The organism is Arthrobacter sp. StoSoilB13, from assembly GCF_019977255.1.
Classification (GTDB): domain Bacteria; phylum Actinomycetota; class Actinomycetes; order Actinomycetales; family Micrococcaceae; genus Arthrobacter.
This window is the reverse complement of the sequence record NZ_AP024647.1, coordinates 1,737,741-1,751,690: the sequence shown is the minus strand read 5'-3', so window position 1 is coordinate 1,751,690 and position 13,950 is coordinate 1,737,741. Positions and strand designations below refer to the sequence as shown.

Below are 13,950 nucleotides of genomic sequence, written 5' to 3'. Positions count from 1 at the left end.
CCATGCCGGACCAGATGCTGAAAGCAAGCCTAGTCCTTGAGCGGGGCGGGGGCACTGCTGTCATCCGAAGGTGGGCAGAACTGCCCATCTTGCCAACCGTGGAAGGATGTAGCCATGCCAGCTCCTGAAGCACAAAGCAGCGACTCCGACGCCGTTCTGCTGCGCCTTCCCGCTGTTCGGGGCATCGGCCGTGGACGCGTTGTGACGGGCCTTGTCCTTGCCTTGCTGTTGCCGCCGGGCGTCGAAGTCATGGTCACCGTTTTGGGCTTCCGAAACTTCGCCATGATCATGCTCCTTCAGCTGGCGGCGGCCGTGGCCGTTGCCGCAATCGGAGGCCTGTGGCCCGCCGTGGTCGCGGCGGTCCTGGGTAGTTTCCTGCTGAACTATTTTTCCGCCGAACCCGTGGGCTCCCTGTCCATCGCTGATCCAACCACCCTGTTTACCCTGGTGGTTTTCCTGGCCGTGGCTTGCGGCGTGGCGCTCGCGGTGGGACTGGCAAGCCGCAGGGCCCAGGAGGCTGCGAGGTCCGAGGCCGAGGCCACTGCCCTGAGCGAGTTGGCCCTGCGCATCCTCAGTTCCGACGGCAGCCTTGAATCCTTCCTTGAGAAAGTCCGCGGAAATCTCGGCATGGAGGCTGTGACGCTCTTGGGATCGCCGGGACCGGACAGCGTCACAGTGCCGGGAGCACCGCCGCAGTGGCGGATTCTTGCGAGCGCCGGCCCCAATCCGCCGGTGACCCATGCTGCCGCGGACCATGCCGCCGTCGTCGATCCCCACTACACGCTGTTGTTGCGCGGTGGTGCGCTGTCCTCCCAACACCAGCGTCTGCTGGCGGCCTTCGGAGCGTTTGTGGTGGCTGTGCGTGAGCGGCAGCAGCTGGTCAAGAGCCGGCGGGACAACCTTCGCCTGGCCGAGGGAAACAAGATGCGGACGTCTATCCTTCGCGCCGTTTCCCATGATTTGAGGACGCCGTTGGCCGGAATCAAACTGGCTGTGAGCAGCCTGCGGCAGGAAGAGGTCCAGTTCCCTCCGGACGTGGAGAAGGAGTTGTTGGAGACGATCGAGAATTATGCCGACCGCCTTGACCATTTGGTGGACAACCTGCTGGATATGTCCCGGATTACCGCCGATGCCGTGAACCCTTTGCTCGCGGGCACCACCTGGACCGAAATATTGCCCGAGGCACTTCGAGGGATCCCGAAGGATCGGATACGCAGCGAGTTGCAACCCAACCTGCCGCCCGTAACAGCCGACGCCGGCATGTTGGAGAGCGTCGTGGCGAACATCGTTGAAAACGCGGTGAAGTACGCACCCGGTTCAGACGTTGTCCTGACAGCGCGTGCGGGTGCCGGGATAACGGTGGGGGACAAGCCTGCCAGCGAACTGAGGATCGTGGACCATGGCAGCGGGGTGGGACACAACGAGGTGCTTGAGATGTTCCAGCCCTTCCAGCGGCTGGGCGATTCGCCGGCCCCTGCAGGCGGCGCGGGCGGCGGAATAGGGTTGGGACTTGCGGTGGCCAAAGGCTTCACGGAGGCCATGGGCGGCACGCTCATGGCGGAACCGACGCCAGGTGGCGGTTTGACCATGGTGGTTACGTTGCCGCTGTGGACCGGTCATGGGGGAGGCAGGGCATGACCCGTGTGCTGATAGTTGAGGACGAAGCCCAGATCGCGCGGGCCATGCAGGTCACCCTGCAGGCCCATGGGTACCAGGCAATGACCGTTGGAAACGGCGCCGATGCCTTGAACGCCGTGGCGAGACAAAGCGTGAACATTGTTGTGCTGGATCTTGGATTGCCGGACATGGACGGGGTGGAGATCATCCGCCGCATCCGTGGGTGGAGCAGCATGCCCATCATCGTGCTGTCCGCCCGGCATGCCTCGGAGGACAAAGTTGAAGCGCTCGACGCCGGTGCGGACGACTACGTTACCAAGCCCTTCGGACTGGATGAGCTGCTTGCGCGGCTTCGGGTTGCCTCGCGCCGGGTCCTTACCGATCGGGAGGAACCTACCTTGGCGACGTCGGACTTCATGGTGGACCTGGCGGGCAAGAAGATCGTGAAGGACGGGTCAGAGGTGAGGCTGACGCCCACCGAGTGGAACATCCTGGAGTTGTTGGTCCGGAACAAGGGGAAGCTGGTGAGCCAGCAGCAGATCCTGACCCAGGTCTGGGGTCAGGCCCTATGCCAAGGAGACGCAATATCTGCGGGTGTATATTGCCCAGTTGCGGCGAAAGCTGGAGCGGGACCCGGCCGCGCCGCGGCACCTGCACACTGAAGCGGGAATGGGTTACCGGTTTGATCCTTAATCCGGTTCCCCGTCCGTAAACTGTTGTCCATGAACACCGCATCCCTCCTCGCTGTCTGCCGTGTCCACCAGTTGTTGCCGGACCCGGAAGGAAGCGTTGGCGTCACGGCGATAGATAAGCGTCCTGTGGAAGGCCCCGTGAAGATCCACAAGCTCGGCGTACACGGCGACGTCCAGGCCAACAGGTTCGATCATGGCGGTGAAGACCAGGCCTTGTATGCCTATTCCCAGGCGGATGCCGATTACTGGTCGGCCGCACTGGATCGTGAGCTTCCAGCCGGCGTCTTCGGGGAGAACCTGCGCGTGGAGGGAATCGAGACCACGGGAGCCGTCATTGGTGAACGTTGGAAGATCGGGCTGGATGTGGAGGTGGAGGTAACGTCACCGCGCGTCCCGTGCGCCACCTTCCAGCGCTTGCTGGACGAGCCGCAATGGGTGAAGCGCTTCACGCAGGCCGGGCGGGTTGGAACCTACCTGCGTGTGATCAAGACGGGGACGGTGTCCGCGGGAGACCACATTCACCAGCTGTTCGTACCGAAGCACGGCATTACTGTTGGCCAGTGGTTCAGCGAGCCCACACCGGACATGGTGCAAACCCTGCTCGATGCCGAGGCGGACGGGGAGATCCGGCTTCAGGACGAATACCACGGGAAGTTCGAGAAAGTCCTTCGGCGAAACGGGTTCTAAGCCTTCTTGAACGGGCTGCCGGGCTTGTTGGGGTGCTGCATGGAGGCTGCCTGGAGTAGCCGAGGAGTCCGGGTGTGCTCAAGCTCACCTGGTCTTCATCAGCACTCAACTCGCGGTGATGGCACTCTGTGCCCTACACTTGAAATATCCCCCACTCCGGAAATCCCTTTATCCTGCCCAATTCTTGAGGCAGGACTGGTAAGTGTTGGGGCCCGCAAATGTGTGCGGGCATTTTCATAGGGAGAGCCGGCTAAAGAAAACGCTGTACAGACTGCTGGGATAGCAGCCAAGAGATGCAGCGGGAAGTCCTGCCATGGGATTGCGATAGCGCCGGACTTCTTGCGAAAGCAGGGCACCTTTGCCTGGCTCTTCGCGACGAGTAATGCGGCCAAGCCCAACCGGGCCGCGCCGACTGCCCTATGGATGAGGAATTTCCCCCTATGACCGAAAATCTCAACGAAAACTTCGACGCCCCCAACGCTGAGTCTGCTGACGTAGCAGAGACCGCCGCTGAAGGCACCGCAGTAGAAGCACCGGCCGCCGCCGCTGCCCCCGTCGAGAACGCTGCACCCGAGTCTGCAGCCCCCACCTTCACCGAAGCTTCTGCCCCCAAGGTAGAAGATGAGGAAGAAGAAGGCGTCCGCTTCGTCGATCTTGGCATCGATGGCCGCGTTCTGGCCGCACTGCAGGATGTCGGGTACGAAAAGCCGTCCCCCATCCAGGCAGCCACCATCCCGCTGCTCCTCGAAGGCCGCGACGTCGTCGGCCTGGCCCAGACCGGTACCGGCAAGACTGCAGCCTTCGCTGTCCCTGCCCTGTCCCGCCTGGCGGAGCTGCACGACCTCAACGGCCCGTCCCGCAAGACCCAGGCATTGGTCCTGGCGCCGACGCGTGAACTCGCCCTCCAGGTTGCTGAAGCGTTCACTTCCTACGCCAAGCACATTGACGACTTCACCGTGCTTCCGGTTTACGGTGGTTCCGCTTACGGTCCCCAGCTGGCCGGGCCTTCGCCGCGGTGCACAGGTTGTTGTCGGTACCCCCGGCCGTGTGATCGACCACATTGCCAAGGGCTCCCTGGACCTCTCCGAACTCCAGTACCTGGTGCTGGATGAAGCTGACGAGATGCTGCGCATGGGCTTCGCCGACGACGTGGAGCAGATCTTCCAGCAGACTCCGGAAACCCGCCAGGTTGCACTGTTCTCTGCCACCATGCCGGGCCAGATCCGCCGCATGTCCAAGCAGTACCTGAACAACCCTGCTGAAATCTCGGTGAAGTCCAAGACCACCACCGGTGCCAACACCAAGCAGCGTTACCTCCAGGTCATGGGCCCGCACAAGCTGGACGCCCTGACCCGCATCCTCGAGGTTGAAGACTTCGACGGCGTCATCGCCTTCGTGCGCACCAAAATGGCAACCGAGGACCTCGCCGACAAGCTGAAGGCCCGTGGTTTCCAGGCTGCCGCCATCAACGGCGACATCCCGCAGCAGCAGCGCGAACGCACTGTTGACGCTCTGAAGGAAGGCCGCATCGACATCCTGGTTGCTACCGACGTCGCAGCCCGTGGCCTTGACGTTGAGCGCATCAGCCACGTGATCAACTACGACATCCCCCACGACACCGAGTCCTACGTCCACCGCATCGGCCGTACCGGCCGTGCAGGCCGTTCCGGTGACGCGATCCTGTTCATGACGCCGCGGGAGAAGTACCTGCTGCGTTCCATTGAGAAGGCTACGCGCCAGCCGGTAGAGCAGATGCACCTGCCCACGGCCGAGACCGTGAACACGCTGCGCCTGGGCAAGTTCGCCGAACGCATCACCGAGACCCTCGAGTCCGAGGATGTTGCAGCATTCCGCGACCTCATCTCCTCCTACGAGGAAGAGCACAACGTACCGGCCTCGGAGATCGCCGCTGCACTGGCCGTCATGGCACAGGGCGGACAGCCGCTGCTGGTCAAGGAACTGCCTGCAGCTCCTGAGTACCAGAAGCGCGAGCGCTCCAAGGACGGCTTCGGCTCCCGTGGCCCGACCCGTGCACTCACCGAGGGCAACGCCACCTACCGGATCGCCGTCGGACGCCGTCAGCGCGTCATGCCGGGCTCCATCGTGGGCGCCATTGCCAACGAAGGTGGCATCTCCTCCGCACAAATCGGTGGCATCGACATCCGCTCGGACCACTCCCTGGTGGAGCTCCCGGCAGACCTCAGCCCCGAGCAGTTGCGCGCACTGTCCCGCACCCGCATTGGTGGCGAACTGATCCACCTTGAGCTGGACAACGGACGCAGGCCCAACAGCGACCGTGGCAGCTACGCCGGTGGTGGCGCCGGTGGCCGTGGTGGCTACGGCGACCGCGAAAACCGTGGTGGCGGCAACTTCAAGGGCAGCGGTGGGTTCAAGAAGGACTTCCGCAAGTCCGAAGGTGGCGAGCGTTCTTCTGCCGACCGCGGCGGCCGCACGTACAGCGACCGCTCCGAGCGCACTGCAGGCAGCTTCGGCGATCGTGACCGCGGCCAGGCCAGCGGCTCCCGCTTCGGCGGACACGGCGACGGCGCCCGCAAGCCCCGCAGCGGTGGCGAAGGCGGACACCGCGACTTCAACCGCAAGGGCAAGTGGTAAACACTGGTCAAGTGGTAAACACTAAGTAGTTCCCGTCAGGGGGTCGGCTTTCGGGCCGGCCCCCTGTGGCGTTTAACCCGTCAATTCCGGGCCTTGTTCGATATACGGGGCCTTGAACGGTGGGAATGTCGAACAAGACCGGGGTTTCTGTACCCGCGCACAGGGCCTGCCCATGACATAGCTGTGCTTGACCGCCCCTTGGGGCCCTGGAGGCCTTGCAGGTCTTGGAGGTCCTGGAGGCCTTGGAACGCCCGGAGTGCCGCCGTACGATCGAGGTGCTACGAGTGGCGTAGCTGCGAAGAGCCTGAAGGTCGCAAGCTGAATGTAGGAGGGTTCCGATGGGATTGCTCGACAACTTGAAGAAGAACCTGGGCCTTGGTGAGAAACATCACCCAAGCCCGTATGCCAGCGTGGTGGATGCCGGTGAAAAGGATCACAGGAACCAGGGTGCGGCCGCCGCGCCGGACACCTCAGTTGATCCTGCCGACCAACCCGCTGCCGACCGCTCCGCTGCCGACCCCTCCGCCGTGGACCAGGCGGCAGAGGATGCTGCCGCCGTCGATGCTTCTGCTTCGAGCAAGGCGGCCGCGGAAGCTGCCGCAGCCCAGGCCGCCGAACAGCAGGCGGCGGCCAACGCTGCAGGCGCTGGGATCGCCGAGCAGGCGGGCTTGGAGCCGGAAGCCCCTGAGGTTCAGCCAGTGGCCCGCCAGGCGGCCTCTGAGGCCGCTGCCGAGGCGGGACAACGTGGTCCAGTCGCCCCGCGCGTCACGGAGGTTGTGGTGGAGCCCGGCGACACGATGAGCGGCATCGCTGCGCAGTTCGGGGTGGACCTCGGAGCCCTGATCGCAACGAATGCTGACACAGTGCCCAACCCGGATCTCATCTACCCCGGACAGGTGCTCCGGCTGCCCTGATTTGGGCGTTATCTGGATCAGGAAAACGGCGTCTGCGCAAATTGTGTCGGCGCCGTTTTTCCCCGGATTTTCGCCGATTTGTAGCTTCTGAAAACGTCCGGTAGAGTATTTACTCGTTGCCCCCCTAGCTCAGTGGTAGAGCGCGTTCTTGGTAAGAACGAGGTCACCGGATCGATTCCGGTGGGGGGCTCTGAATGAGGGCCTGTGTCAAGGCGGTTTTGACCGGCTTGACACAGGTTTTTCTCATTCGTGGCGGTGTAGCTCAGTTGGTTAGAGCGCACGACTCATAATCGTGAGGTCGGGAGATCGAGCCTCCCCACCGCTACAGAGCAAGACCCCGCAGGTATCATCTGCGGGGTCTTTTCATTTGCCCGACCGCGCCACCTTTCCATCTGGGACAGAATGGGTGCATGAGCCGAATCGCAATCATTGGCGGCCACGGCAAAGTGGCCCTTCATCTATCCCGGATTCTTAGTGGCGAAGGTCACGATGTCACGTCGTTCATTCGGAATCCCGATCATGTGGCAGATGTCACGGAGACAGGAGCCACTGCGCAAGTGCTGGACGTGGAAAACTCGACGACGGCGGAACTCGCCCAGGCGCTCAAGGGCCACGATGCCGTGGTCTGGTCGGCAGGGGCCGGTGGGGGTAACCCGGCCAGGACCTATGCCGTGGACCGGGACGCCGCCATCCGATCCATGGACGCAGCCAAGGAAGCCGGCATTAAGCGTTACGTGATGGTGTCCTACATCGGCAGTGCCAAGGATCACGGCATTCCCCAGGACCATCCCTTCTTCCCTTATGCAGAGTCCAAAGCAGTGGCCGATGACTACCTGCGCAGTAGCGGCCTGGACTGGACGGTGCTGGGACCGGGAACCTTGACCGAGGAGCCGGCGTCCGGGTTGATCGAAGTCAACCCGGCCAACCCTGGCAACGGCACCGGGACGTCCCGTGCCAACGTTGCTTTGGTGGCCGCTGCCGTCCTGGAACTTCCCGGCACTATCCACCGGACCATCACTTTCAAGGATGGAACCGTTGACGTGGTGGATGCCCTGACCACGGATTGACGTGGTCCACGGATTGACGTGGCAAGGGATCTACGGACCCCGGGATAGGTTGGTAGGTAGCTTCCGTGGGCCAGGCCTGCGGGAAGCTCGTACAACTTCTGGGGAAGCGGGAACATGGATCAGCTGGCACTCATTATCGGATTGCTGCTTGCCACGGTGCTGGCCGTCGGCCTGGGGGACAGGCTTCGGCTTCCTTATCCGGTCCTGATGCTGCTCCTGGCTGTTGCGCTGACGTTCATTCCCGGCTTTCCTGAGTTTGAGATTTCGCCGGAGCTGATCCTGCCAATCTTCCTCCCGCCGTTGCTCTTTGCCACTGCGCAGAAGAGTTCCTGGGCCGTTTTCCGCGTCCGGTGGCGCACGCTGCTACTCATGGCTGTCGCTTTGGTGGTGGTTTCCACCGCGGTGGTGGCTGGTGCTGCGTGGCTCATGATTCCTGGTATCGGGATCCCGGCAGCGATTGCTTTGGGAGCCATGGTGGCGCCGCCGGATCCGGTTGCCGTGGAGTCAGTGGCTGGCCGCGTTCACATGCCCAGGCGGCTCATTACTGTTCTGCAGAGCGAGGGCCTTTTCAATGACGCCGCCGCAATCGTGATCTTTCAGGCAGCAGTCGCTGCCACGGTGTCCGGTAGCGAAGTGGGCCCCAATGTCATCCTGCAGTTTGTGGTGGGTGCTGCCTTGGCAGTGGTCATTGGCATTGCCATGGGCTGGCTGACCAAGTTCATCACCAAGCTTGTGACGTCCATGGTGGCACGCAGCGCGGTCACGCTTGTGGTTCCGTTTGCTGCGTACATCCTGGCGGAAGAGCTGCACGCATCAGGTGTGGTTGCCGTCGTCGTGACTGCCCTGGAGCTGCAACGCCACGCGCGGCCGCAGGACGCTGCTGAGCGCGTTACGCGGACAGCTTTCTGGGACGTGGTGGAGCTGCTGGCCACCGGACTGGCCTTCGGCCTGGTGGGCTTGGAGATCCGTCACGTCATCCGTGACGAGGGGACGGCGATTTTCGGGATGCTTGGCGTTGCCGTGGTGATTTGCATCCTGGTGTTCGTTGTCCGCTACCTATGGCTCGGGCTGCTTGCGCTCACGGCCCACCGGCGGCGGAATCTGCTGCAGCCAACCTCGCCCAAGGAAGTACTCATCCTGACATGGTGTGGAATGCGTGGGCTGGCCACCCTGGCCCTCGCTTTGGCGCTCCCCGTGACCCTGCCTGATGGGAGTGACTTTCCCGCACGGCACGAAATCCTGGTCATCGCTTGCGCCGTGCTTCTGGCCACGTTGGTACTGCCGGGCCTGACACTTCCTTGGCTGATGCGGGTCCTGAAAGCCACGGAGGACGGTTCCCATGAAAAGGACGCGGCACGCGTTCTGGCCAAACGTGCGCAGTCGGCAGCGGTCTCGGCGCTGAAGGACCATGAGCTCATGAAGGAACTCCCGGCGGACAAAGTGGCACTGGTCAAGGAAAAGATGCGCCGGCTCCACGCAGAGCTGCTGGATGGGACGTTGCGCAACGAGTCAGCGGCGGAGAAACGCAAGCGGGGCCGTGAACTTGCCATTGCCGTGCAGACGATCGCGCTGGATGCCGCCCGTCAGGAAGTGGTGGAGGCACGTAATGAGCCCGGGACTGATCCTGAAGTGGCAGATCGTGTCCTGAGGCAGCTGGATTTGCGCACCATGTCAATGCCGGAATAGCACCGTGCAGGCCCGGGTTGCAGTCGGGCGCCGGACACGATCAGGAGGCGTCCGCGCGCTTCGGCAATGACGAGGGGGACAGGTCCAGCGCGTGCTCCTCGACGTAGTCCAGGGCGTGGCGGATCGCGCCGAGGGACACAATGCGGTCACCGAGGGTGGAGGTTGCCAGCCGCGGGGGAGTGAAGGTGAAGTCCGGCAACTGCTTTTCAATGGCTGGGATCAGTGCATGGGCAGAGGCGGCGACGGCTCCCGCAATAACCACCAGCTCAGGGTTGACCAAGGTACTGATCGAGCCGATGACGCGGGCCATGCGGTGCGCCACACGGTCCAGGGGCCTGACGGGCGGCGTGATCGCCTTCCGCGGCTGCCTTGAAGACCATCTCCGCTGTTAACGCTGCAGGATCATCCCCGCAAAGTTCCCGCAGCTTCGTGGTCGGGGTATCGCCAAGCGCTTCCCGCCCCCACAGCACGGCGTAGTGGGCGATGCCGTACGTGTCGCCCACGCCGTCAACGGTGTCCAGGTATCCCAGTTCCCCAAAGCCGCCAAGCTGCCCGTGGAGCAAACGGCCGGATTCGAGGATTCCGGAACCCAGGCGGTCGCCTGCCAGCATAACCACGAGGTTGTCGACTCCCTGCGCGGTGCCCTGCCACCGTTCCGCGAGGGCTGCGAGGTTGGCGTCGTTTTCCACGAGTACCTGCCAGCCATGCCGCTCTGCAACAATCCCGCGGACATCGAAGGATTTCCAGAATTCCTGGACGGTGAGGACCTCGCCGTCGCGGCTTACCGGGGCAGCCACTCCCACAGACACTGCAAGGATCGAGTCTGCAGGTACGCCGGCCTTTTTCAGGACGTCTGCTGCGATCCGGTCCAGCACATCCGCGCGCTCGTTGGCAGAGACGTTGTACGTGCGGAAGGGCATCGTGACCTGGGATAAAGGTGTTCCTGCCATGTCGGCAACTATGGCGGTGATCTTATTGGCGCCGATGTCGATTCCGAGCACGCTGGCCGCGTTGTCGTCGAAAACAAAGCGGCGTGCCGGCCTGCCCTTGATGTAGTCTCCGGCCCCCCGCTGGTTTTCCAGTTCCTGGAGCCAGCCGAGCCGGACAAGTTCGTCGCAGATGGAAATGACGGTGGCGCGGGAGAGCCCGGTGGAAGCCATGAGTTCTGTGCCTGTTACCACACCGGCACCACGCATGGCCTTGAGCATCGCGCTGGCATTGACCCTGCGAACCAGCTGTGTTGACGGCGCAATCCCGGTCAGCATTCGGCGCTCCCACCTTTTCAGCCGCCTACCGGAGTGATAGAGCGGTCTCTCTAAATTTAGTACATAAATTTAGATGACGACGTATTTCCCCCAAAGCTTGACCATGTGGCGCTCCTCACTAAATACTAGCGATAGGTCATAAATTTACCTCCTATCAAAACTCCGGTGGAGGTCGAACACGACCACCTCCCCCACGGCATAGCGGCCACTGGGGGTCCGCAAGACGAAAGGACTATGGAGTCTGTGAAAGCTACGCGCAAGAAACGCATGGCAGCGATGGGCCTGGGTCTGGCACTGCTGGCCGGCCTTCTCTCGGGCTGCACCGGGGAGCCGGGCAAAGAGACCATCCGCTTCACCTTCAGCAAGCGGGAGGCGATCGGATTCATGACCAAGCTGGTTGCCGACTACAACGCTTCCCAGAACGAAACCGAGGTGGTCCTGGACACCTCGGGCGTCGACGTCGTGTCCGCGAGTTTCGTCCGCGGCAATCCACCGGACATCGCGCTTGCAAACTACAACATGGAGACGTCCCGCTTCGTCCAGCGCGGAGCGTTGAGCGACTTGTCAGGCACCCAGGCCGCCTCCCGCGTCCGCGAAGACCTCCAGCCTCTGATGGACCAGTACGGTTCCTACCCGGAGCGCACCAGTGCCCTGCCCTACTCAGTCATGGCGTCCTCGGTGATTTACAACAAGGAGATCTTCGCTGCGCACAACGTCGCCGTGCCGAAGACCTGGAACGAGATGATCGCGGCGTGCGAAGCGCTGAAAGCCGCTGGCGTGACGCCGTTCTATGCCACATGGAAGGACGACTGGACGATTGCCCAGGGGTGGTTTGACTACTCCGTAGGCGGGCAGGTGGACACCATTGACTTCTTCAGGAAGCTTGCTGCCGAGGGCACGAAGGTTGGTCCGGAATCCCCGGTGTCATTCCAGAAGGACTTCAACCAGCCGGTTGAGAAGATGCTGACGCTCGCGAAGAACTACGTCAATAAGGATGCTGCAAGCCGCGCCTACGGTGACGGCAATCTTGCTTTCTCGCAGGGCAAGGCGGCCATGTATCTGCAGGGGCCCTGGGCATTCAGCGAGATCGCCAAGACCGCCCCGGACCTCAAGCTCGGAACCTTTCCCCTCCCGATGACCGAGGACCCCAAGGACCTGCGCGTCCGTGTCAACGTGGACCTCGCGGCCTGGATTCCCGAGGCGTCCAAGCACAAGGACGCTGCGCGCACCTTCCTCGAGTACCTGTACCGTCCAGAGGTGATCGATGCCTACAACAAGTCGCAGTTGGGCTTCACACCCACCAAGGACTCTGCAAATGTTCCGGATCCCCGTATCGAGGGAATGGTGGAGTACTACGAGAAATCGCAGGTTTACCAGGGCCCCTCGGTACTCGTTCCGCGCACCATACCGATCATGAACTACACGCAGGCAATCGTGTTCGGCGCGTCCCCTGCATCCACCCTCCGCACACTCGACGCAGATTGGGCGCGCCTGGCCTTCCGCCAGTAGTGCAGAACATAGGAAGTCAGAATCATGTCCAGTATCAGCACCTCAACCACATCCGGGCAGAGCCGCCAAGGGCAGCGCAGCAGGCGGCGCGTGGAACCGATTTTCTACTTTTTCCTCGTGCCCAGCCTCATCCTGTTCACGCTCGCCATCACGATTCCGGGCATCATCGGTATCTTCTTCAGCTTCACGGACTCCATCGGAATTGGTGATTGGGAGTTCATCGGCCTGACAAACTACATAGCGATCTTCAGCGACCCCGCTATCCTGCAGAGTTACCTGTTCACCTTCGGTTTCTCCATCGTTACAGTGATCGCCGTCAACGTGATCGCCTTCCTCCTTGCCGTCGGCCTTACCGCGCGCATCCGGATGAAGTCGGCACTGCGGACCATCTTCGTCATCCCGATGGTGGTTTCCGGCATCATCATCGCCTACGTGTTCAATTTCCTGTTTTCGAACTCCCTGCCTGCCGCGGGGACTGCGGCAGGGATCCCCTGGTTGGAGAGCAGCCTCCTGGCAAACCCGGACCTCGCGTGGATTGCGATTGTGGTTGTCACAGCATGGCAGGCGGTACCCGGGGCACTGCTCATCTACATTGCGGGACTTGTTGCAGTGCCCGGAGACGTTTATGAGGCCGCGGAAATCGACGGCGCGGGCAAATTCCAGCAGCTGCTGAAGATCACCCTTCCGTTGGTGGCCGGTTACGTGGTCATCAACATCATTCTCGGGTTCAAGGGCTTCCTGAATGCTTACGACATCATCGTCGGGCTGACGAACGGTGGCCCCGGGACCTCCACCCGGAGCATTGCGATGACTGTCATTGCCGGCTTCAATGGCGGCGACTACGCCTACCAGATGGCCAACGCGACGATCTTCTTCGTGGTCGCCATCCTTATCTCACTCCTGCAGCTTTCGCTGACTCGCGGACGGAATGCACTCTGATGACCAAACAAACCACCCTCGCAATCGAGGACTCCTCCCACGTTGAAACCATCACCGCTCCAACCAGCCGACGGCGGTCGGCTCCGGCGATCGAGCGGGTCAACTGGCCGGCGACCACAGTGCTCATCCTGTGCGCAGTAACCGTGCTGCTTCCCCTCTATGTCACGGTGTCCATGGCTTTCAAGACCCAGGGGCAGGCTGTGGATGGCAACGCCTTCTCATTTCCCGCCCCCTTCAGTCTCGACGGTTTCATCCAGGCCTGGAACCTGACGAACTTTCCCGTCGGTGCCGCGATGTCATTGCTGGTGACTGCAGGGACCGTCCTTGCCACCATCGTCCTTGCTGCATTCGCCTCCTATGCGATTGTGCGCAACTGGGAACGCCGGTTGTTCAGGTACTCGTTCTTCTACCTTCTCGGAGCGATGTTCATTCCGTTCCCGGTGGTTGCATTGCCGCAGATCCAGCTCACCGGTCGTCTTGGGCTGGACAACCCGTTCGGCGTTATCCTCCTGGCCACCATGTTCCAACTGAGCTTCAGCGTGCTGCTCTTCACCGCATTCCTGCGTTCCATACCCATGGAACTGGAAGAGAGTGCCCGGATCGATGGCGCTACGACTTGGCAGACGTTCTGGAAGCTGATCTTCCCGCTGTTGGCGCCGATGAGCGCCACCGTGGGTATCTTCGCCTTCCTCTATGCCTGGAATGACTTCATGATGCCGTCGTTGATCATTTCCGATCCGGCACTGCAGACCCTGCCGGTACGGCAAAACCTTTTTCAAACGCAGTTCAGCAACAACTACCACGTGTCCTTCGCCTCCTACCTGATGGCGATGGCGCCCGCGATCGTCGCGTACCTCTTCACGCAGAGGTGGGTCATGGCGGGTGTGACACAAGGCGCCGTTAAGGGCTAGTGGATGTTGACCTTCCGTGCCCAGCGTTTCATACTGGTCCGGGATATAAA

Annotated in this window: 8 protein-coding genes, 2 tRNA genes and 3 pseudogenes; 12 read left to right on the top strand and 1 reads right to left on the bottom strand. The window is 62.2% G+C overall.

What is annotated here, in order from left to right:
* The first annotated feature begins 114 nt into the window (after positions 1 to 114).
* From LDP01_RS08255 to LDP01_RS08215, 9 genes and pseudogenes are all read left to right on the top strand, one after another.
* The gene (locus LDP01_RS08255) at positions 115 to 1,638 is read left to right on the top strand and encodes a sensor histidine kinase (protein ID WP_224088393.1); all 1,524 of its coding nucleotides are present in this window, start codon (positions 115 to 117) and stop codon (positions 1,636 to 1,638) included.
* Positions 1,635 to 2,310: pseudogene (locus tag LDP01_RS08250) on the top strand (response regulator transcription factor). Before LDP01_RS08255 ends, LDP01_RS08250 begins: the two are co-directional and overlap by 4 nt.
* Before the next feature lie 29 nt (positions 2,311 to 2,339).
* Positions 2,340 to 2,996, top strand: a complete 657-nt coding sequence (locus tag LDP01_RS08245; protein WP_224088392.1) for an MOSC domain-containing protein — start codon at positions 2,340 to 2,342, stop codon at positions 2,994 to 2,996.
* Between the two features lie 440 nt (positions 2,997 to 3,436).
* Positions 3,437 to 5,609: pseudogene (locus tag LDP01_RS08240) on the top strand (DEAD/DEAH box helicase).
* A gap of 338 nt (positions 5,610 to 5,947) precedes the next feature.
* A complete protein-coding gene (locus LDP01_RS08235; RefSeq protein WP_224088391.1) occupies positions 5,948 to 6,523 on the top strand; it encodes a LysM peptidoglycan-binding domain-containing protein in 576 nt (191 codons plus the stop codon).
* A gap of 118 nt (positions 6,524 to 6,641) precedes the next feature.
* Positions 6,642 to 6,713: transfer RNA gene (locus LDP01_RS08230), tRNA-Thr, on the top strand.
* Positions 6,714 to 6,774: 61 nt separating this feature from the next.
* Positions 6,775 to 6,848, top strand: a tRNA-Met gene (locus LDP01_RS08225).
* An 85-nt stretch (positions 6,849 to 6,933) separates the two neighbouring features.
* Positions 6,934 to 7,590 carry an SDR family oxidoreductase gene (locus LDP01_RS08220; RefSeq protein WP_224088390.1) on the top strand — a complete coding sequence of 219 codons (657 nt, stop codon included), beginning with the start codon at positions 6,934 to 6,936 and terminating at the stop codon, positions 7,588 to 7,590.
* Between the two features lie 114 nt (positions 7,591 to 7,704).
* Entirely contained in the window at positions 7,705 to 9,276 is a 1,572-nt protein-coding gene (locus tag LDP01_RS08215; RefSeq protein WP_224088389.1) for a Na+/H+ antiporter, read from the top strand.
* 40 nt (positions 9,277 to 9,316) lie between these two features.
* Here the strand turns inward: LDP01_RS08215 and LDP01_RS08210 are convergent.
* A pseudogene (locus LDP01_RS08210) lies at positions 9,317 to 10,541 on the bottom strand (ROK family protein).
* Positions 10,542 to 10,775: 234 nt separating this feature from the next.
* On the opposite strand from LDP01_RS08210, the gene LDP01_RS08205 reads away from it, so the two are divergent.
* From LDP01_RS08205 to LDP01_RS08195, 3 genes are read left to right on the top strand one after another with little or no spacing between them, the layout of a single operon-like run.
* On the top strand, positions 10,776 to 12,050 hold the full coding sequence (locus tag LDP01_RS08205) for an extracellular solute-binding protein (protein WP_224088388.1): 1,275 nt from the start codon (positions 10,776 to 10,778) through the stop codon (positions 12,048 to 12,050).
* Between the two features lie 24 nt (positions 12,051 to 12,074).
* Positions 12,075 to 12,989, top strand: coding sequence for a carbohydrate ABC transporter permease (locus tag LDP01_RS08200; protein WP_224088387.1), 915 nt, complete (start codon positions 12,075 to 12,077; stop codon positions 12,987 to 12,989).
* Positions 12,989 to 13,900 (top strand): carbohydrate ABC transporter permease, encoded by a 912-nt coding sequence (locus LDP01_RS08195; protein ID WP_224088386.1) that lies wholly within the window; start codon positions 12,989 to 12,991, stop codon positions 13,898 to 13,900. The genes LDP01_RS08200 and LDP01_RS08195 overlap by 1 nt, the downstream gene beginning before the upstream one ends.
* Positions 13,901 to 13,950 lie beyond the last annotated feature (50 nt).

What these genes read in the sequence shown, in the direction of transcription:
- LDP01_RS08215 (WP_224088389.1), top strand. Translation starts at nt 7,705, where the DNA reads ATGGATCAGCTGGCACTCATTATCGGATTGCTGCTTGCCACGGTGCTG.
- LDP01_RS08200 (WP_224088387.1), top strand. Translation starts at nt 12,075, where the DNA reads ATGTCCAGTATCAGCACCTCAACCACATCCGGGCAGAGCCGCCAAGGG.
- LDP01_RS08205 (WP_224088388.1), top strand. Translation starts at nt 10,776, where the DNA reads ATGGAGTCTGTGAAAGCTACGCGCAAGAAACGCATGGCAGCGATGGGC.
- LDP01_RS08220 (WP_224088390.1), top strand. Translation starts at nt 6,934, where the DNA reads ATGAGCCGAATCGCAATCATTGGCGGCCACGGCAAAGTGGCCCTTCAT.
- LDP01_RS08245 (WP_224088392.1), top strand. Translation starts at nt 2,340, where the DNA reads ATGAACACCGCATCCCTCCTCGCTGTCTGCCGTGTCCACCAGTTGTTG.
- LDP01_RS08195 (WP_224088386.1), top strand. Translation starts at nt 12,989, where the DNA reads ATGACCAAACAAACCACCCTCGCAATCGAGGACTCCTCCCACGTTGAA.
- LDP01_RS08255 (WP_224088393.1), top strand. Translation starts at nt 115, where the DNA reads ATGCCAGCTCCTGAAGCACAAAGCAGCGACTCCGACGCCGTTCTGCTG.
- LDP01_RS08235 (WP_224088391.1), top strand. Translation starts at nt 5,948, where the DNA reads ATGGGATTGCTCGACAACTTGAAGAAGAACCTGGGCCTTGGTGAGAAA.